Below are 17,623 nucleotides of genomic sequence, written 5' to 3'. Positions count from 1 at the left end.
GCCCAACATCTGTCGCCGGTCATCTGACAGCGACAGCCCTATATCTGGAGGACCGATCATGAGCCTGCGTATCAACGATATCGCACCCGATTTTAGCGCCGACACGTCCCAGGGACCTATCCAGTTCCATGACTGGATCGGCAGCGGCTGGGCGGTGCTGTTTTCTCACCCCAAAAATTTCACGCCGGTTTGCACGACCGAGCTTGGGGCAATGGCAGGTCTTGAGCAGGAGTTTGCGAAACGCGGCGTCAAGGTTATCGGCATTTCCGTCGATCCGGTCGAAAGCCATGCCAAATGGAAGGGGGACATCAAGACCGCCACCGGTTTCGACGTTGAGTATCCGCTGATTGGCGACAAGGATCTCAAGGTCGCCAAGCTCTATGACATGCTGCCGGCTGGCGCCGGCGAAAGTTCCGAAGGCCGCACGCCCGCCGACAACGCCACGGTGCGCTCCGTCTTCGTCATAGGGGCCGACAAGAAGATCAAGCTGATCCTCACCTATCCGATGACGACGGGCCGGAACTTCAACGAAATCCTCCGTGCCATCGACTCCATTCAACTGACGGCCAAGCACCAGGTTGCCACGCCGGCGAACTGGCAGCAGGGCGAGGATGTCATCATCACCGCCGCCGTGTCCAACGAGGACGCCATCAGCCGCTTCGGCTCGTTCGATACCGTGCTGCCCTATCTGCGCAAGACCAAGCAGCCGGCGCTCTAAACGCGCCGTTAGCCAAGCAGGCTCTTCACAGCCTGACATTGTCGTGCAGGAAATCCAGCAGCGCCCGGACGCGCGCTGGAAGCGGGCCACCCTGGCCGATATGGACGGCATAGAATTCCTCGCCGTCGCCGGGGTTGATGTCTTCGAGCACGGGTGCCAGACGGCCGGCCTCGATATCCGCCTTAACCGTGAAAGCGGGAAGGCGTGCGAGGCCGGCGCCCGTAAGCGCCAGATGGCGCATGGCTTCGCCATCGCCGACCTTCAAGCCCGGCGTAACGGGAACCTCTCTCGTCTTGCCGGCGCTTAGCAGGGGCCATCCCTCTACGGCGCGGGCATAGGCAAAGCCGATGCGGCCGTGCTTCTGGAGTTCGTCGATTGATCGCGGCGCGCCACGACGTCTAAGATAGTCCGGTGAGGCGACGATGATCTTGCGGGCCGTTCCGAGCTTGCGAGCGGTCAGGCTGGAATTCTTGAGCGGTCCTGTGCGGATCGCAACGTCGGCCCGCTCTTCCATTAAGTCCACGACCTTGTCGGTGTGAACGATCTCAAGCGAGACGGCAGGGTATAGCGCCATAAAGGATGGAATGAGCGGCGCCAGCACGTGGTTGCCGAAGGAACCGCTGGTATTGATGCGGATGGGGCCGGCGGCCTCTTCGCCCGCCGAGGCATAGCGCTCGGCCTCGGCAATGTCGGCAAGGATCGCTATGCTGCGCTCATAAAAGGTGCATCCTTCCGGCGTCAGTTGTAACCTTCTTGTCGAGCGGTTGATGAGGCGCGCCCCCAGTCGGGCTTCGAGACGCGAAATTAGCTTGCTGACGGCCGATGGCGTCATACGGCAGGCCGTGGCCGCGGCGGTGAAGCCACCAAGCTCGACCGCGCGCACGAAAACTTCCATTTCGCCGGAGCGATTGATGTCCTGACGGCTCATGATGAATTCAAATCATAAATGAGTTTCTTATGGGCAATCTATATCATGGTGGGCGGAGCGTCTATCTCAGTTGAAACGACAGGAGACAGATCGATGGAATATAGAAATCTCGGTGCATCCGGCCTTAGGGTGCCGGTCTTGAGCTTTGGAGCCGGCACCTTCGGTGGCAGCGGCCCACTATTCGGTGCCTGGGGGACGACGGACGCGGTGGAGGCACGTCGTCTCGTAGACATTTGCCTGGAGGCAGGCGTCAATCTTTTCGACACCGCGGATGTCTACTCCGCCGGCGCATCGGAGGACGTGCTCGGGCAGGCGATCCGGGGGAGGCGCGATGCCGTCCTGATCTCAACCAAGACGGCGCTTCCAACTGGCGACGGGCCCGCCGATTGGGGCGCGTCGCGCTCCCGGCTGATCAGGTCCGTTGACGATGCCCTGCGCCGTCTCGGCACGGATTATATCGACCTGCTGCAATTGCACGCCTTCGATGCCTCGACGCCGATCGAGGAGGTGCTTTCCACGCTCGACGGCCTGGTGACGGCCGGAAAGCTCCGCTATGTCGGCGCCTCCAATTTCGCTGGCTGGGAGCTGATGAAGTCGCTGGCCATCTCGGAGAGGCATGCCTATCCCCGTTACGTTGCCCACCAGGTCTATTACTCGCTTGCGGGCCGCGATTATGAATGGGAGTTGATGCCGCTTGCCGCCGATCAGAATGTCGGTGCGCTCGTCTGGAGCCCGCTTGCCTGGGGGCGGTTGACCGGCAAGATCCGCCGTGGCCAGCCTCTTCCTGAGAAGAGCCGCCTGCACGAGACGGCTAGCTTTGGTCCGCCGGTGGATGACGAGAAGCTCTTTGATATTGTCGATGTTCTTGACGAGATCGCCGCCGAGACCGACAAAACCGTGCCGCAAATCGCCATCAACTGGCTCATCAACCGCCCGACTATTTCAAGCGTCATTATCGGCGCGCGGAACGAGGAACAGCTTCGCCAGAACCTCGGAGCGGTCGGTTGGTCGTTATCAAAGGAGCAGATTGGCAAGCTTGATAAGATAAGCGCGACGGCGGCACCCTATCCATACTTCCCGTACCGGAACCAGGAAGGGTTTGCTAAACTAAATCCACCGCTTACCTGATTTATATAATCCGATTACGCAACGTCAGCTAACGACGGCTCTTGTGCCGTCTTACCGCGTCCCCGAACGCCTGAAACAGCGCGCGGTTCACGGGATTGGTTTGCGGATCATGCTCGGCGTGCCATTGCACGCCGAGGGCAAATTCCCGAGCATCCTTGAAGCGGATCGCCTCGATCGTACCATCCTCGGCAATGCCCTCCGCGATCACCTGTTCGCCAAGTTCAAGAACGCCCTGACCATGCAGGGAATTCACCCGGATCACATCCCGGCCGAAAATGCGGGCAAATGTCCCGCCCGGCACGAGCCGGACATCGTGGCGGTCGGCAAAAACCACCTCCAGATCGGGGTGAATTTCTCCGTTCTCCAGACGCGGCATCCGATGGTTCATGCGGCCTGGCAATTCGCGGATTTCCGGATGCAGCGAGCCTCCGGCGGCCACATTCATCTCCTGGAAGCCGCGGCATATGCCGAAGATGGGCAAGCCGCGTTCGACGCAGGCCCGGATCAGTGGCAGCGCGACGGCGTCGCGGTCCTCGTCATACGGCTCATGCTTGGGATGGGGTTCGGTATTGAAGTGGCTCGGATGCACATTGGCCCTGGCGCCCGTCAGCAACACGCCGTCGACCGTGTCCAACAGATCCTGAATGTCAGTGAGGCTCGGGCTACCGGCGAACATCAACGGCAGAGCGTTCGCGACTTCGGTTATGGCCCGGAGATTGTTGTCTCCTACGAGCTGGGCAGGGAAGCGGCTCTCCACAAGGCGGGTATTCCCGATGACGCCGATTACGGGTCTCGTCATTCTCTGGTCTCACCTTCAGGTCGTAACGCTGGCGACCCAGCTTGGTGGGCCTCTCTCACCATAATGGATACCTCCTGCGAGAATGAGGGCGCAAGAGTTATCGTGCCACTTGCCGGTGCAACCGGGTGAACGGCCACCACGAAGGCGGCCGTTTTTAGGAGAAAAATCTCAACGCGGTGTCACGTCGAAGCCGAACCATTTCTGCGAGAGTTTTGCGATGGTTCCGTCAGCCTTGGCGGCGGCTATGGCGTCGTTGAACAACGCCTTCAGTTCCGGATCGGTCTTGCGCAGGCCGACGGAGCTACCGCGTCCGAGCAGGCCGCCCTGGAAGCGTGGACCGGTCAGCGCGAAATCTTCGTTTCCGGGCTTGGAAGCCGCCGTCGACAGATAGGCGGTGGAAGCCATGATCAGGTCGACGCGGCCAGCCTTGAGGTCAAGATCATGCTGCTCGGTCGTCTTGTATTCCTGGATGGTGACGACGTCCTTCAGGTATTTCTGCAGGAAGTTTTCAGCGATCGAAGCCGTCTGGACGCCGATGGTCTTGCCCTTCAGCAAGGGTTCGAGCTGCTTGAGCGCGTCGATCGCTCCCTGTTCGTTCGAACCGAGCGAGAAGACCTGGTCTTTCAGCGGCATTTGCGCCAGCGGATCGGATTTCAGCGTGGCGAAGGTCTGACCGGTCGTGCCATAGGAATCGCTGAAGGCAATGACTTCCTCGCGCTTCGGCGTCGCCGACATGCCGGAGATGATGGCGTCGAACTTGCCGGCCTGCAAGGCCGGGATCATGCCGTCAAAGGACTGAACGACGGTCGTGCATTCCACCTTCATGTGGGCGCAGAGATATTTGATCAGGTCGATCTCATAGCCGTCCAAGGTGCCGTCCGACTTGGTGAAGTTCCAGGGACGGAATTCACCTTCGGTAGCGATCGTGACATGCGTCCATTTCTTTTCCTCCGCATGCACGACGGTCGACGCGAAGATCAGTGTCAGAAGGCTGAAGACCTTCATGAGAGAAATCAGATATTTCATTGTAGTCGTTCCCCTTTTTGTGGTCGTATAGGTGATTTATTTGGAAATGAACTGGCGGAAGCGCTCCGATTTCGAATTGGCGAAAATCTCGTGCGGCTTCCCGTCCTCCTCGATCAGTCCCTGATGGACGAAGATCACGCGGCTGGAGACGTCGCGGGCAAAGCCCATCTCGTGGGTGACGACCAGCATGGTGCGTCCTTCCTCAGCAAGCCCGCGCATGACGCGCAGGACTTCGCCGACCAGCTCCGGATCGAGCGCGGATGTCGGTTCGTCGAACAGCATCACCTTCGGCTGCATGGCAAGCGCGCGGGCGATAGCGGCGCGCTGCTGCTGTCCGCCGGAAAGATGCGAGGGGTAATGGTTGCGCTTGTCGGCAATGCCGACCTTGGCAAGCAGTGCTTCCGCCTCCTCGATGCATTCCGCTCTTGGGCGGCGCTGCACGTGAATGGGTGCTTCGATAATGTTCTCCAGAACCGTCTTGTGGCTCCAGAGGTTGAAGCTCTGGAAAACCATGCCGAGCCTGGAACGGATGCGATCCACCTGCCGGCGATCGGTCGGGCGATTGCCCTTGCGGCCGGACTGCATGTGGATGGTCTCGCCCGCCACCGTGATATCTCCGGAATCCGGTGTCTCCAGCATGTTGATGCAGCGAAGGAAGGTCGATTTTCCCGAGCCGGAGGAGCCGAGAATGGAGATGACATCGCCCTGCTGGGCGTCGAGGGATATGCCCTTCAGGACTTCGACCGGACCGAAGCTCTTGTGCAGGTTCCGGACGCTGAGCGCGGGAGCCGTGTCGGTCATGGCGCATCTCCTTCGGTGGTCGGTATGAGTATGGGTCGCGGCTGACGCAGATGTGGGCTCAGCCAATATTCGAGCAGCTGGATGAGGCGGGTCAGCAGGAAGTTGATGGCGAGATAGATCGCGCCGGCGACGATAAACACCTCGATGGCACGGTAGGTCTCCGAGATGAGCTTGGCGGCAACGCCGGTCACTTCCATCAGGGTGATGATGGAGGCAAGCGAGGTCGCCTTGACCATCGAGATCATCTCGTTGCCGTAGCCTGGCAGTGCCTGGCGCATGGCAAGCGGCCAGATGATGCGTCGAAATTGCATGAAGCGCCCCATGCCGCAGGCGCGCGCCGCCTCGATCTGACCATGCGGCACCGACAGCAGGCCACCGCGAATGATCTCGCTGGCATAGGCAGCCGTATTCAGCGTGAGCGCCAGGACGGCGCACCAGTAAGGCTGGCGTAGGATCGGCCATAGAATGCTGTGGCGAACCGCCGGGAATTGGCCGAGGCCATAATAGATCAGGAAGATCTGCACGAGCAGCGGGGTGCCACGGAAGAGGAAGACATAGAAGCGCGCAAACTGGTCGAGCGCCGTAATGCCCGACAGACGCGCCATGGCAAGCCCCAGCGCCAGCACCGCACCGAAGAGGATCGACAAGCCGGCGAGCGAGAGCGTCAACGGGATCGCGGAGATCAGGCTGACGAAGGTTTCGCTGAGGAAATTCCAGTCCATCAGACCCTCCTGACGCCGCGGTTGAAGTAGCGTTCCGCCTGCCGCATCAACACGCCCGACACCGTCGAGATGGCCAGATAGAGAAGCCCGGCAATCAGATAGAAATCGAAGGGCAGGCCGGTAGAGCCGGCGCCGACCTGCGCCTGACGCAACAGCTCGGCAACGCCGGTGATCGAGACCAAGGCGGATTCCTTCAATACCACCTGCCAGACATTGCCAAGGCCGGGTAGCGCGTGGCGCAGAGTGAGTGGCGCGACGATGCGCCGGAAGCGCAGCCAGCGCGACATGCCGCAGGCGATAGCGGCCTCGATCTCGCCGCGGTGCACGGCCTTGAAGGCGCCGCGAAAGACTTCCGTCTGCTGCGCGCCCGACGTGATGCCAACGGCCAGCGAGCCCGCCAGAAAGCCTGGAAAGCCGACAAACCCCTCCGCGCCGAACAGACGGCCCATTGCCGTGACTGCAGCGCTACCGCCGAAATAAAGAAGGTAGATCACCAGCAGATCCGGAATGCCGCGCAACACGGTCGTATAGGTATCGGCGGCGATGCGGGTGGAGCGGCCGCCCGAGACCTTTGCCCAGGAACCAAATCCGCCGATGACAATGCCGATGGCATAGCCGGAGATGGCAATGAGAACAGTCATCCACGCGCCGGCCAGTAATGCCTTCGCCCAACCGTCAGGCCCGAAACTTAAGATATCGAAGAAGCCTGGCTGGTTCATTGTCGGCCCAGCCGATCGCTTTGGGTCGGCATGGAAATGGGAAACGACATGTTCGGGATCTCGTTTGTCGAGGGGGCCACGGCATCAACCATGGTTGTTCTCCGGCAAAGGCGGCTCAACGTCATCAGGGATTGGATTGACGAAGGGCGTATCCTCGAGGCGAGCCTTGTGATCGGCTTTGGCCGCCTCGATGAGGGCGGGGTCAAGGATGAGATCGAGAGCCGTACTCGCCATGATCTTGGCTGCATGCTCCATGCCCTTATGGGCGGCAGGAAGTTTTCCTTGCGCGACCAGTTGCCAGGAATGGCCTGGTGTGCCGATGGCATAGGTGGCGCCGCGCATCTGTACGGTGGGCACGACCCAGCTGACCGTACCGACATCCGTGGAGCCGACCAGCGTCCCGTCGCCGGCGCCGAGCGGGAAGACGGTATCGCAAAGGCCCTGGCCCTTCTTCGGCTTGAGGCCGAAGCGGCCATAGGAAGCGGCGATATCCTCGGTGCTGAAGGTCTCCTGGAATTTGCGGGCAGTTTCCTCGTCCGCGCTGTCGTAGACCGGCGGTCCGAGCCTTTCGAGATTGGCAAACATCAGCTCTTCCAGCGGCGCATTGCCGACCAGATTGGCGTCGCCGCTGATAATCTCGCTGCGCACGGTGGTTTCCGTCATCAGCGCCGCGCCCTCGGCGACCTTCTTGACCCGTGCGACAAGGGTCAGCAATTCCGGAAGCGTGCGTGCCCGCACCAGATAGCGAACGGTCGCGCGTGCCTGTACGACGTTCGGCGCGTTGCCGCCGGTATCGGTGACGGCGTAATGGATCCGTGCCGTCGAGGGCATGTGTTCGCGCATATAGTTGACGCCAACATTCATGAGTTCTACCGCGTCGAGCGCGCTGCGGCCAAGGTGTGGTGTTGCCGAGGCATGCGACGCGCGACCGGAAAAATGAAAATTGATCTCGTTGCAGGCAAGCGAAATCGGATTGTTGACGCCGGCAAAGGCGGCCGGATGCCAGGAAATGGCGATGTCGACATCGTCGAAGACGCCGGCGCGCACCATGAAGCCCTTGGACGAACCGCCTTCCTCTGCCGGGCAGCCGTAATAGCGGACCCGTCCTCTCAGTCCGTTGGCGGCCAGGTAATCCTTGACGGCGGCGGCAGCTAGCATCGAGCCTGAGCCGAGCAGGTTATGGCCGCAACCATGGCCGTTGCCGCCGGCGACGATCGGGCGCTCTTCGGCAATTCCCGCTTCCTGGCTGAGGCCGGGTAGGGCGTCGAACTCTCCGAGAATGGCAATCACCGGGCCACCTTCGCCTGCCTCGCCCATGACGGCCGTCGGCAGACCGGCGATATTGCGATGAACGCGAAAGCCTTCCTGCTCGAGAAGCCGTTCGTGCTCGGCCGCGGAGCGAAATTCCTCATAATTGGTCTCGGGAATACCCCAGATGCGATCACTGAGATCGAAGAACGCCTGGCGCTTTGCTTCGACCACATCCCAGATTTCTGATGAATTTTTCATGGCGTTTCGACCGAGCTCGGATTATAGAGTTACCAAAATTGGCGCCAATTTAGGATACAAAAAAATTCTGCGCAATATATCGGCATGGATAAATTTTCATCAAAAGGTCCCCGCTGCATTAGACGCAGCCGGCTACAGAAATCCGTGGCAACGTGATATCGATCACGCAATGGCAGGGGAGTTGCGATGAGCGATGTCGAGTTGAAAAGTGACGTGGCGGATACCGAAAGCGAGGCGTCCCGCGATGTCACCGATCAGATTCTCCAGGATATTCTCGGCGGATTGCTTCCTCCCGGCACCTGGCTCAAGCAGATCGATCTCGAGCGGCGCTACGGATGCACCAGGCCGGAAGTGCGTCGCGCACTGGACCGGCTGGCACAGAAGCGGCTTGTCGAACATGTGCCCAACCGGGGTTATCATGTCTATGAGCAGGACGGACGGCGTGCGGTCGAAGTCAGCGATATCCGCGTCATCCTGGAGACGGCGATCGCCGACCAGATCGTCGCGAATGCATCGCCTGACAGCATTGTGAAATTGCGCGCGCTTGCCAAGCGCTTCGACGAGATGATCCTCCTCGGCACTATGCTTGAGCTCTATGAAGCCAATCTTGCGTTCCACCGCGAATTGCTGACGCTTGGCGGCAACAAGGAATTGGTCGATCTCGTCGCCGAGATCCGGCAACGCACCTCTTCAGCCCCGGTCTCGCAATGGCGCACCCGCGCACGCGTCGATCAATCCGGACGTGAGCATCATCTGATGATCGACGCCATCGAGAAGGGTGATGTTGAGGAACTGAAGCGACTGACGGTGTTTCATATCCGTCAGTCCTGGGGGCCGACCTCTTCGAACTGAAAAATATCACCGCAAAGCGAGCTTGCTTCGCCATGCTCACGAATGGCTAGCGGCGGAAGGGCGATCCCTACCGCCGCCAGATCTCGCCTTATCGGCCGCCTTCGATCTTGCGGTGGCGCTGGTTGGTGCCGCCCGTGCCGTAGGGATATTCCGCCGGATGTGGCGCGCTGATCTCGTTCAGCCTGTCCATTTCGGCTTCCGACAGCGCCAATTTCGCCGCGCCAAGATTGTCAGCAAGCTGTTCCGGCGTGCGGGCTCCGAGGATCACCGAAGTTACGGCCGGCCGCGCTGCCGTCCAGGCAAGCGCCACCTGCGCCATGCTGACGCCGCGCGCCTTGGCGATCTCCTCGACTGCGGTGATGATTGCCCAGGTCCGCTCCTGCGCATTGCGCGCCGCATAGGATTCACTGCCCCGATTGGGGTTTTCACCGAGACGGGTCGCGCCGGTCGGGGTGTTATCGCGCTTGTATTTGCCGGTCAGCCAACCGCCGCCAAGCGGCGACCACGGCAGCAGGCCCATGCCCGCATCCTGACAGGCCCCAACGATCTCAAGCTCGATATCGCGGACCAGCAGATTATATTGCGGCTGTAGCGTGACCGGCCGGGTATAGCCACGCGCCTTGGCGACTTCGACGGACTTGGCGATGTGCCAGCCGACATAGTTGGAGAAGCCGTAATAGCCGATCTTGCCGGCGGAAACGGCGTCGTCGAGAAAGCGCAGCGTCTCCTCGATCGGGGTCAGCGCATCCCAGGCATGCATCTGGTAGAGGTCGATATGCTCGACGTCGAGGCGACGCAGCGAGTCGTTCAATGCCTGATTGAGATGCCGACGCGACAGGCCGATATCGTTCGGGCCGTTGCCCATCGGAAAGCGCCCCTTGGTGGCGATCACGGCCTGCCGAGCCTCGTTTGGCCGGGCCTTCAGCCAACGTCCGATGATCTCCTCCGACTTGCCGGCGCTGTAGACGTCGGCGGTGTCGATGAAATTGCCGCCCCAGGCGAAATAGTCGTCCAGCAATCTGTGGGATGCCGCTTCGTCCGCCTCCGCGCCGAACGTCATGGTGCCAAGGCAATAGGCCCTGACGACAGCCCCGCTGGGGCCGAGCTTGCGATAATCCATTCCTGCCTCCTCTGATGGAGCGCCCGCATCCGATCCGCAAAGCGGTCGGCAGAGCCGGAGCTCCGTGATCTATAGCGATGTCGTGCTTGAGACGGCCTCCGCCGTCGAATGATGTACGGCGCTCAACACCTCCGCGTTAGGGCCGTACGGCAACCATAGCCAATCATGCGGCTGCGACCAAGCGGATTTCGCGCTTGAACGGTGTCGTTTTTGTCGCGCCGTCGATTACTCGAAAAAGATCTCGGGTCTCTGTGCCAGCAGCTTATCAATGGTGCGGAAAACCTGCTGAAGATGCAGACAAGGAAGCACGGCTCCATCGGTTTCTGGAGGACCAACGCTGGCTGATCGGCAAGGGCGACCATATCGGCTTCTTCTTGTCCGACGAGGCGATGCACCGCGCACTGATGGAAATCGCCTGCCATCCCCATGTTTGGGGCATGATCGCCTCGGCAAAAGTTTCACTGGACCGTCTTCGATATCTTTCGCTGGAAAGGATCGATTGGCTGGAGATGATCTTTCCCCAGCATGAGGATCTCGTCAAGCGCGTAGTCGCGGGCGATCCGGAAGGCGCGACCAAGGTGATGCAGGCGCATCTGCGCACCGCTTTCGCCGCCATCGAGCGCATCGCCGCCGAGAATGCGGATTTTTCGCGGAGTAGCGGCGCATTGCGCAAGTGGGGAGCGTAACGTAACAATCGATGAACTCCGAATCTTCGCCTCATCGATCCGCGAATATCTCTCCGCCATGGATGAAACTCCGACACCGACACCGCGAATGCTCAGCTGGGCGCGCAACTCGACGATCTATCGTCTTGAACGCAAGATGATGACCGAGAAGCAGTTGTTCGATGCTATTACCAAGAAGGCGAAGCAGAAGTTCGAAGACATCAGCGATGAGCAGATCAAGGCCGTTGCCGATTTCGCGGTCAAGTTTGCCTACGACCAGAATGCGCTCAACGATGTCACCTATGCCGAGATCAGCACGCGCTCGGCCGTGCGCTCTGGTAAATCGAAGAAGGCCATTGCCTTCAAGCTTTCCTCGAAGGGGATAGACAGCGAAACGGTCATCGCGGCGCTGGATGGAGCGGACGATGCGCGCGCTGCTGTCATCTTCGCCCGAAAGCGCGGCTTCGGGCCATTCCGTCGCGGTGATCTCGATGACAAGCGGAAGGCGAAGGAATTGTCGGCTTTCGCCCGCAATGGCTTCAGCTTCGGGATTGGCAAGATGGTTTTCGACATGAGCCTGGAGGAAGCGGAAGAGTTGCTGATCTCCTCATCCGTTTCTTGAGCGCTGACACTCATTGAATATAAAGCCTATGATGGTTAAGTTCGCCGCCGTAAGGTATTGGCTCGGCGGGGATTTCTGTGAGGACAAGCGTTCGACTTTGTATGCTGGCGATCAGCGCGGCCTCGTTTCCAATGGTCGCGCAGGCGGAATGGCAAGCGGTAGAAAAGGTGCAGACCTATGCTATCGCGGGTAAATCCGGCGCGGAACTCTATGATTCGATTGGCGAGCGCGGTCCGTTCCTTGGCGGTAAAACGAGGGCAATTGCCCATACCGATTTCAAGCTGACCTGGACGCGGAAATACGAGCCGCAGCCGGACGGCGCCTGTATGATCACCGTCAACATACCGAAGCTGATCATCACCTACACATTGCCGAAACCCTCTGCGCAACTGACTGGCGCGACCCGCAGGAGCTGGCAGCATTTCATTGCCGGCGTCGAAGCGCATGAGCGCGTGCATGGTGGGTTCATCAAGGACATGGTCAAGGAAATCGAAGCGATGAGCGTCAGCTTCTCTGTGCCCAATGACCCGAAATGCAGCACGATCCGCGTCGAATTGACGAAGCGCCTTGGTGAGATTTCCAAAAGAGAGCGGCAGCGAAACAGCGACTTCGACAAGGTCGAGTTCAGCGACGGCGGCAATCTCCAGCAACTCGTGCTGAAACTGGTGAGAGAGCAGTAGAAGCCGCCGCCATGTGTACGGGAGTGCCTGCGCGGAACGTCGAACGCAGGCACCGGCAGGGAGGCATTTCTTAAACCGCATCAGCTCCGATGGCGGCAAGGGCGGCGCGAGCGACTTCGAAATCCTGATCCCCGGTGCCGGACCCGACACCAATGGCGCCGGCAAGCCGGCTACCGAAGCGGATGGGCAAGCCGCCGGGCAGATGCGTAACGCCGCCCTGCGAGGCGATGCCGGCGGCCGTGCCGAATTCGAAGGACATGGTGCCTGTCGGCGCATTGCTCGATGCAGCTGTCCGAGCCTTGGCGCGGGCCGTAAGCATGCTCAGATACTTAGCGCCGTCCATTCGGATGCTGGTGATGGTCTCGCCGCTTACATCGACGATGAAGATGCATTGCGGAACGCCGATCTTCTCGGCATGTGCAATCGCGGCCACAAGCGCCTGCACCGCGCCGGAATGAGATAGGGTCAAAGTTTCGCGCATAACGGACATGGATTGGTCGCTCCTGTAATAACAAATGCTTATCGCACTACGTTGATCCACCCTAGCTAGACCGGGGTTCTCCCGATTGGCAATGCGAAGAAGCGTCGTTGCGCGGGAGAAATCCGGTGAAACTGATGTTCCAGAACGGCATAAGCGCGTCAGGTGAATGCGCGTGCAGCTTGATATCGGAGCCGGCGGCTTGCCCTGGCGGTGGTGTTTCGCCATTGTCGCCGCGCAGCGGATGAGCCCTTTTGGGGGAAGATGTGAAGACACCGGCGAGAATAGGAATCATGGAAGTGGCGCGGCTGGCCGGGGTCTCGGCGGCGACGGTGTCGCGTGTCCTGAACGACCGCACGGATGCCCGTATTAGCCTGGAGACGCAGGAGCGTGTCAGGGCGACGGCGCGCGAGGTCGGCTATGTCGTCAACCGGCTGGCAACTTCACTCAGAACCCACCGCACTGGCGTCTTTGGCGCCATCGTCGGCAGCCTCTCGGGTCACTACCAGCCGCATCTGACCGGCTGCCTGCAGGCGGCAGCGCAGAGGCGAGGGATGGAGCTGCTGGTGGCGCAGGCAAAAGCCGATGCCGGCGAGGTTGCCGGACAATTGCATCTGTTTCAGGATGATTTTTTCGATGGCGTGGTCATGGTCACCGATCTGCCCGGCCATGAGGCGCTATGCGATCATCTCGACCGCATGGGCAAGGCGCATGTGACGCTTTGCGGTGGTCTTACCGGGTCGAAACCGGCGGTGCTGACCGATGAATGGCGCGGCATGCGTTTGCTGTTCGATCATCTGGTGGGGCTCGGACATCGCCGCATCTCCTTTGTCTATCGCGAAAGCCGAAGCGCTCTTCGTGATCGCCGGACGATTTTCGGGGATGTGGTCAGTGAAAGCGCTGGCGCGATCGAAGGCGGCGTCATCTCGTTTGAAAGAGGGGAGGCGGAGCACGACGCGTTTCGTCAGATATTGATGTCGCCTTTGACAAGGCCAACCGCTTTCATTTGCGGAAGCGACGGGCTCGCGATCGAGGTCGTGGCGGCATTGCGGGAAATGGGGCTGACAATTCCTGATGATGTATCCGTCGTCGGTTACGACAATGTCCCCGACACAGCCTACTGGTCGCCGCCCTTGACGACGGTGGCGCAACCAACAGACCGCCTATGCGAAGCCGCGCTCGATCTGCTTATTGAGCTGACAGGCCTTTCGCCGGAAGCTCGCGCCGCCACACGGCCTATGCGGCTCGTTCCGCCGGAACTTGTCATACGTGCGTCATCGGACGTCCCTAGTTTGCGGCGAATTCCTCCTGCTTAGTTCGAAAGAGTAGTTTTTCACGGCAGGTAGTCTTTTTTCTTTTGCGCAAACGTTTGTGCAAGCCAGAACCGGAGAGCTCGCCGATGCCCGAGAACACCTTCAATGGCCTGAATACGGTCATTACCCGCCGCACGACCTTGTTGATGGGAGCGGCTGCCAGCCTCTCGACCCTGATGCCGGCGCTGCCCGCCTTTGCGGACGATGCCGGCGATAGCAGGCCCGAGCTTCGTATCGCCGTTCAGCTGAACCCGGTCTCGCAGGAGACGGTCGACGCGGCCAGCAACGTCGCTTTCCGCAACAATTACTCGATCCACGAAACGGTTCTTGCCCTCGACATGCGGGGGGACTTCTCCGTGAAGCCCAATCTCGGCACGTCCTGGACCTGGATCTCGCCGACCGTTCTGGAAATGAAGCTGCGTCCGGGCGTGATCTTCCATGATGGCCGCGAAATGACCGCCGAAGACGTGGCCTTCTCCTTCGGTCCCGAGCGACTGCTCAACAAGGATGCGCCGGGCTATCCCACCTATCGCACCAGCTTCACCAGCCTCGATCATGTCGAAGTGGTCGACCCGCTGACGGTGCGCTTCGTCACCAAGTTTCAGGATCCGATCTTCCTGCAGCGCCTGGCATGCTATGCCGCCTCGGTCATCAGCAAGGATGCCTGGCAGAAGAATGGCGGCAACTGGACGACCTGGCGTCAGAAGCCGGTCGGTGCTGGCCCTTACAAGGTCGAGAGCTATACTGCCAACGAAAGCGTGGTCCTTGTGTCCCACGACCAGGCGCTCCGCGGCAAGCCGGCCGCCAAGCGCGTGACCTTGCGCATCGTGCCGGAAGTCTCCTCGCGCATCGCCGGTCTTCTCGCCGGTGACTATGATATCGTCACGGACCTGCCGCCCGATCAACTTTCTTCCGTCTCCGATAGTCACGGCCACGTGATCGTCGGCGGCCCGGTTCCGAACCATCGCATCCTCTTTTTCGACAAGACCAATCCGGCGCTGAAGGACCCGCGCGTCCGCCAGGCCCTGATCCTCGCCATCGACCGCCAGGCCATCGTCGATACGATCTGGAACGGCCGCACGCGGGTTCCGAACGGTCTGCAGTTCGAGCTGTATGGCCCCGTCTATCTCAATGATTATCCGGCCTATAAATACGACCCGGATCAGGCCATGCAGCTTCTGAAGGATGCCGGCTACAACGGTGAGGAAATCGAAGTTCGCTCGCAGAACAACTACTACGCGGCGGAAAATCCGGTCACGCAGGCCGTGGTCGCCATGTGGCAGGCCGTTGGCGTCAATGCCAAGATGAAGTTCGTCGAAGGCGGCAAGCTGTTCGAAGGCACGTCCAGCCGCGCAACCGGCAACTGGTCGAGCACGGCGCAGATCCCGGATCCCTTCATCTCCTTCTATACCCAGTTCGGAGCAGCGGGCAACCTGAACTCGTTCAAGATCTGGCAGAATGCCGATTTCGATGCCCTCGGCGCTAAGATGGAGACGGCGGTCGATCCAGCCGACCGCGCCAAGATATTCCGCGACATGCTGCATCTGGCCGAATGGGAAGATCCGGCTGAGACGGTTCTGCATCAGAACGCGGTCTTCTTCGGCATCCGCAACGGCATAAAGTGGCAACCACTGCCGGCCTTCCAGATGGATCTGGGCGCAGGCAGCCTTTCCTTCGAAGAGCAGAAGAGCTGAGCCGTTCTCAATGGCCACTCCTGTTCTTTCGGTCGACAATCTGAGCGTGACGTTTCGGACCAAGACCGGCCGGTCCCATCCGGTCAACAATGTCTCCTTTGACCTTGCCGAGGGTGAAATCCTCGGCATCGTCGGGGAAAGCGGTTCGGGCAAGAGCGTGACCTGTCTCGCCCTTGCCGGCCTGCTTGGACCGACGGCGAGCGCCACCGGGTTCATCTCCTTTGAGGACGCCATGTATGACGCGGCGGAACTCGGGGCGATGGCGCGGTCGAAACTGCCCTCTATCGGCCTGATCTTTCAGGAGCCGGTCTCCTGTCTCGATCCGGTGCGGACGATCGGCTCGCAGATTGCAGAGGCGGCGATGAGCGCCGGCATGTCGGCGAGCGAGGCGCATGCCGAGGCGCTGCGGCTTCTGGCGGAAGTGGCCATTCCGCAGCCGGAGACGCGCTACAACGCCTATCCGGCGCAATTTTCCGGCGGCATGTGCCAGCGCGTGATGATCGCAACCGCGCTTGCCATGCAGCCACGGCTGATCATCGCAGACGAACCGACGACGGCGCTCGACGTTACCGTTCAGGCGCAGGTGGTGGCGCTGTTGGTGAAGGCGGTACGTGAGCGCGGCATCCCGATGATCTTCATCAGCCACGATCTCGATCTCGTCTCCGAGGTCTGCGACCGTATCGCGGTGATGTATGCGGGATCGCTGGTCGAGCTGAATACCACTGACAACATCTACGACAATCCGCGCCATCCCTATACGCGACTGCTGCTGGAGGCGATGCCCGGGCGGGGCACGCCGCTGGAAAAGCTGGCGGATATTCCAGGCGAACTGAAACTGCATGACGCCATGCCGTCGGCTTGCGCCTTCGCCCCGCGCTGCCCGCGCGTCGAGGCGCATTGCGCGACCACGGTTCCGCCCCTGATCGCGGGCGCGGCGTCGCTTGCCTGCTTCAATCCATGGAGTGCCCACGATGTCTGAGACAAGGTCGCAGTTGAATGGGAATAGAGCGGCTCTCGCGCTCGCCGCCCGCAACCTGCAATTCTCCTACTCGTCCGGTTTTTCCCTGTTGCCGCGACGAACCAAGGGCTTTCACGCGATCAAGGATGTGAGCCTGGAGCTGAAGCCCGGCGAGACGCTAGGGCTGGTCGGGGAATCCGGCTGCGGCAAGTCCACGCTTGCTTCCCTTCTTTGCGGCGACAGGTTGCCCACCTCGGGAGAGATCGAGCTGTTCGGCCAGTCTTTCGGCAGTCTGATGAAGCCGAACAGGCGAGGGCTGGCAAAGCACCTGCAGGTGATCTCCCAGGATACGCTTGGCGCGCTCGATCCACGCCGCACCGTGGGACATCAGATGCTGGAAACGCTGGCGATTCATAAAATCGGCGAGCCCGCCGGTCGCCACGACCGCGCCGCCGAGACGTTCAAGGCCGTCAGCCTGCCAGCTTCGGCCCTGCAGAAATTTCCGCATCAGCTCTCGGGCGGTCAACGTCAGCGCGTTGCCATTGCCCGCGCCCTGATCGTCGAGCCGCAAATCCTGCTCTGCGATGAGCCGGTGTCGGCCCTCGACGTGTCTGTGCAGGCGCAAGTGCTCAATCTCTTGCTCGAACTTCAGCGCGCCCGTGGCCTGTCCCTGCTGTTCATCAGCCATGACGTGCGGGTCGTACGCCATGTGTCGCATCGCGTGGCAATCATGGAGGCGGGTGAAATCGTCGAGACCGGCCGCACGGAAGAGGTTTTCTCGAACCCTGCGCATCCCTACACCGCGAAGCTCCTGGCCGCTGTCCCGCGCGGGCGCCGGCAGCGGCTGCGCCAGACAAATACCGTTCTCGAAACGCTCTAGGGAGACCCGCG

General features: G+C 60.7%; 19 protein-coding genes. 10 read left to right on the top strand and 9 right to left on the bottom strand.

Translation table 11 applies throughout. The features are described 5' to 3' along the window. The first annotated feature begins 58 nt into the window (after positions 1-58). Entirely contained in the window at positions 59-718 is a 660-nt protein-coding gene (locus AB6803_RS03785) for a peroxiredoxin (RefSeq protein ID WP_371107609.1), read from the top strand. 25 nt (positions 719-743) lie between these two features. Here the strand turns inward: AB6803_RS03785 and AB6803_RS03780 are convergent, their stop codons facing one another. Further along, entirely contained in the window at positions 744-1,646 is a 903-nt protein-coding gene (locus tag AB6803_RS03780; protein WP_371107608.1) for a LysR family transcriptional regulator, read from the bottom strand. Positions 1,647-1,739: 93 nt separating this feature from the next. Between AB6803_RS03780 and AB6803_RS03775 the strand changes: the two genes are divergently transcribed. Continuing rightward, a complete protein-coding gene (locus AB6803_RS03775; RefSeq protein ID WP_371107607.1) occupies positions 1,740-2,774 on the top strand; it encodes an aldo/keto reductase in 1,035 nt (344 codons plus the stop codon). A gap of 28 nt (positions 2,775-2,802) precedes the next feature. Here the strand turns inward: AB6803_RS03775 and AB6803_RS03770 are convergent, their stop codons facing one another. The 6 genes from AB6803_RS03770 to AB6803_RS03745 all read right to left on the bottom strand — a co-directional run bounded on the left by AB6803_RS03770 (position 2,803) and on the right by AB6803_RS03745 (position 8,350). After that, positions 2,803-3,573 (bottom strand): gamma-glutamyl-gamma-aminobutyrate hydrolase family protein, encoded by a 771-nt coding sequence (locus tag AB6803_RS03770; RefSeq protein ID WP_371107606.1) that lies wholly within the window; start codon positions 3,571-3,573, stop codon positions 2,803-2,805. A gap of 168 nt (positions 3,574-3,741) precedes the next feature. Then, positions 3,742-4,599: a transporter substrate-binding domain-containing protein gene (locus AB6803_RS03765; RefSeq protein ID WP_371107605.1), complete on the bottom strand. Its 858-nt coding sequence runs from the start codon at positions 4,597-4,599 to the stop codon at positions 3,742-3,744. Positions 4,600-4,635: 36 nt separating this feature from the next. Continuing rightward, positions 4,636-5,400, bottom strand: a complete 765-nt coding sequence (locus AB6803_RS03760) for an ABC transporter ATP-binding protein (RefSeq protein WP_371107604.1) — start codon at positions 5,398-5,400, stop codon at positions 4,636-4,638. After that, the gene (locus AB6803_RS03755; protein WP_371107603.1) at positions 5,397-6,122 is read right to left on the bottom strand and encodes an ABC transporter permease; all 726 of its coding nucleotides are present in this window, start codon (positions 6,120-6,122) and stop codon (positions 5,397-5,399) included. The genes AB6803_RS03760 and AB6803_RS03755 overlap by 4 nt, the downstream gene beginning before the upstream one ends. Next, positions 6,122-6,841: an ABC transporter permease gene (locus AB6803_RS03750; protein ID WP_371107602.1), complete on the bottom strand. Its 720-nt coding sequence runs from the start codon at positions 6,839-6,841 to the stop codon at positions 6,122-6,124. Before AB6803_RS03750 ends, AB6803_RS03755 begins: the two co-directional genes overlap by 1 nt. Positions 6,842-6,925: 84 nt before the next feature. After that, entirely contained in the window at positions 6,926-8,350 is a 1,425-nt protein-coding gene (locus AB6803_RS03745) for a M20 family metallopeptidase (protein ID WP_371107601.1), read from the bottom strand. 186 nt (positions 8,351-8,536) lie between these two features. On the opposite strand from AB6803_RS03745, the gene AB6803_RS03740 reads away from it, so the two are divergent. Beyond that, complete coding sequence (locus AB6803_RS03740) at positions 8,537-9,202, top strand: GntR family transcriptional regulator (RefSeq protein ID WP_371107600.1); 666 nt, start codon at positions 8,537-8,539, stop codon at positions 9,200-9,202. 88 nt (positions 9,203-9,290) lie between these two features. On the opposite strand, the gene AB6803_RS03735 is transcribed toward AB6803_RS03740, so the two are convergent. Then, the gene (locus AB6803_RS03735; RefSeq protein WP_371107599.1) at positions 9,291-10,322 is read right to left on the bottom strand and encodes an aldo/keto reductase; all 1,032 of its coding nucleotides are present in this window, start codon (positions 10,320-10,322) and stop codon (positions 9,291-9,293) included. A gap of 251 nt (positions 10,323-10,573) precedes the next feature. Between AB6803_RS03735 and AB6803_RS03730 the strand changes: the two genes are divergently transcribed. From AB6803_RS03730 to AB6803_RS03720, 3 genes are all read left to right on the top strand, one after another. Beyond that, on the top strand, positions 10,574-11,008 hold the full coding sequence (locus tag AB6803_RS03730) for an FCD domain-containing protein (RefSeq protein WP_371107598.1): 435 nt from the start codon (positions 10,574-10,576) through the stop codon (positions 11,006-11,008). 58 nt (positions 11,009-11,066) lie between these two features. After that, a complete protein-coding gene (gene recX, locus AB6803_RS03725) occupies positions 11,067-11,609 on the top strand; it encodes a recombination regulator RecX (RefSeq protein WP_371107597.1) in 543 nt (180 codons plus the stop codon). 101 nt (positions 11,610-11,710) lie between these two features. Beyond that, the gene (locus tag AB6803_RS03720) at positions 11,711-12,289 is read left to right on the top strand and encodes a DUF922 domain-containing Zn-dependent protease (RefSeq protein WP_371107596.1); all 579 of its coding nucleotides are present in this window, start codon (positions 11,711-11,713) and stop codon (positions 12,287-12,289) included. Between the two features lie 70 nt (positions 12,290-12,359). Here the strand turns inward: AB6803_RS03720 and AB6803_RS03715 are convergent, their stop codons facing one another. Next, positions 12,360-12,779, bottom strand: a complete 420-nt coding sequence (locus tag AB6803_RS03715) for a heme-binding protein (RefSeq protein WP_371107595.1) — start codon at positions 12,777-12,779, stop codon at positions 12,360-12,362. Positions 12,780-13,060: 281 nt separating this feature from the next. Here AB6803_RS03715 and AB6803_RS03710 point away from each other — a divergent pair, with 281 nt between their 5' ends. The 4 genes from AB6803_RS03710 to AB6803_RS03695 all read left to right on the top strand — a co-directional run bounded on the left by AB6803_RS03710 (position 13,061) and on the right by AB6803_RS03695 (position 17,612). Further along, positions 13,061-14,083, top strand: a complete 1,023-nt coding sequence (locus AB6803_RS03710; RefSeq protein WP_371107594.1) for a LacI family DNA-binding transcriptional regulator — start codon at positions 13,061-13,063, stop codon at positions 14,081-14,083. Between the two features lie 83 nt (positions 14,084-14,166). After that, entirely contained in the window at positions 14,167-15,774 is a 1,608-nt protein-coding gene (locus tag AB6803_RS03705; RefSeq protein ID WP_371107593.1) for an ABC transporter substrate-binding protein, read from the top strand. 10 nt (positions 15,775-15,784) lie between these two features. Next, positions 15,785-16,753, top strand: a complete 969-nt coding sequence (locus AB6803_RS03700) for an ABC transporter ATP-binding protein (RefSeq protein WP_371107592.1) — start codon at positions 15,785-15,787, stop codon at positions 16,751-16,753. Next, positions 16,746-17,612, top strand: a complete 867-nt coding sequence (locus tag AB6803_RS03695; protein ID WP_371107591.1) for an ATP-binding cassette domain-containing protein — start codon at positions 16,746-16,748, stop codon at positions 17,610-17,612. Before AB6803_RS03700 ends, AB6803_RS03695 begins: the two co-directional genes overlap by 8 nt. Positions 17,613-17,623 lie beyond the last annotated feature (11 nt).

The organism is Rhizobium sp. RCC_161_2, from assembly GCF_041355235.1.
Lineage (GTDB): Bacteria > Pseudomonadota > Alphaproteobacteria > Rhizobiales > Rhizobiaceae > Rhizobium.
This window is presented reverse-complemented; position numbering and strand designations above follow the sequence as displayed.

Bases quoted from the DNA above. Each gene is read 5' to 3' on its own strand.
- AB6803_RS03785 (WP_371107609.1), top strand. From the start codon at position 59: ATGAGCCTGCGTATCAACGATATCGCACCCGATTTTAGCGCCGACACG.
- AB6803_RS03780 (WP_371107608.1), bottom strand. From the start codon at position 1,646: ATGAGCCGTCAGGACATCAATCGCTCCGGCGAAATGGAAGTTTTCGTG.
- AB6803_RS03775 (WP_371107607.1), top strand. From the start codon at position 1,740: ATGGAATATAGAAATCTCGGTGCATCCGGCCTTAGGGTGCCGGTCTTG.
- AB6803_RS03770 (WP_371107606.1), bottom strand. From the start codon at position 3,573: ATGACGAGACCCGTAATCGGCGTCATCGGGAATACCCGCCTTGTGGAG.
- AB6803_RS03765 (WP_371107605.1), bottom strand. From the start codon at position 4,599: ATGAAATATCTGATTTCTCTCATGAAGGTCTTCAGCCTTCTGACACTG.
- AB6803_RS03760 (WP_371107604.1), bottom strand. From the start codon at position 5,400: ATGACCGACACGGCTCCCGCGCTCAGCGTCCGGAACCTGCACAAGAGC.
- AB6803_RS03755 (WP_371107603.1), bottom strand. From the start codon at position 6,122: ATGGACTGGAATTTCCTCAGCGAAACCTTCGTCAGCCTGATCTCCGCG.
- AB6803_RS03750 (WP_371107602.1), bottom strand. From the start codon at position 6,841: ATGAACCAGCCAGGCTTCTTCGATATCTTAAGTTTCGGGCCTGACGGT.
- AB6803_RS03745 (WP_371107601.1), bottom strand. From the start codon at position 8,350: ATGAAAAATTCATCAGAAATCTGGGATGTGGTCGAAGCAAAGCGCCAG.
- AB6803_RS03740 (WP_371107600.1), top strand. From the start codon at position 8,537: ATGAGCGATGTCGAGTTGAAAAGTGACGTGGCGGATACCGAAAGCGAG.
- AB6803_RS03735 (WP_371107599.1), bottom strand. From the start codon at position 10,322: ATGGATTATCGCAAGCTCGGCCCCAGCGGGGCTGTCGTCAGGGCCTAT.
- recX (WP_371107597.1), top strand. From the start codon at position 11,067: ATGGATGAAACTCCGACACCGACACCGCGAATGCTCAGCTGGGCGCGC.
- AB6803_RS03720 (WP_371107596.1), top strand. From the start codon at position 11,711: ATGCTGGCGATCAGCGCGGCCTCGTTTCCAATGGTCGCGCAGGCGGAA.
- AB6803_RS03715 (WP_371107595.1), bottom strand. From the start codon at position 12,779: ATGTCCGTTATGCGCGAAACTTTGACCCTATCTCATTCCGGCGCGGTG.
- AB6803_RS03710 (WP_371107594.1), top strand. From the start codon at position 13,061: ATGGAAGTGGCGCGGCTGGCCGGGGTCTCGGCGGCGACGGTGTCGCGT.
- AB6803_RS03705 (WP_371107593.1), top strand. From the start codon at position 14,167: ATGCCCGAGAACACCTTCAATGGCCTGAATACGGTCATTACCCGCCGC.
- AB6803_RS03700 (WP_371107592.1), top strand. From the start codon at position 15,785: ATGGCCACTCCTGTTCTTTCGGTCGACAATCTGAGCGTGACGTTTCGG.
- AB6803_RS03695 (WP_371107591.1), top strand. From the start codon at position 16,746: ATGTCTGAGACAAGGTCGCAGTTGAATGGGAATAGAGCGGCTCTCGCG.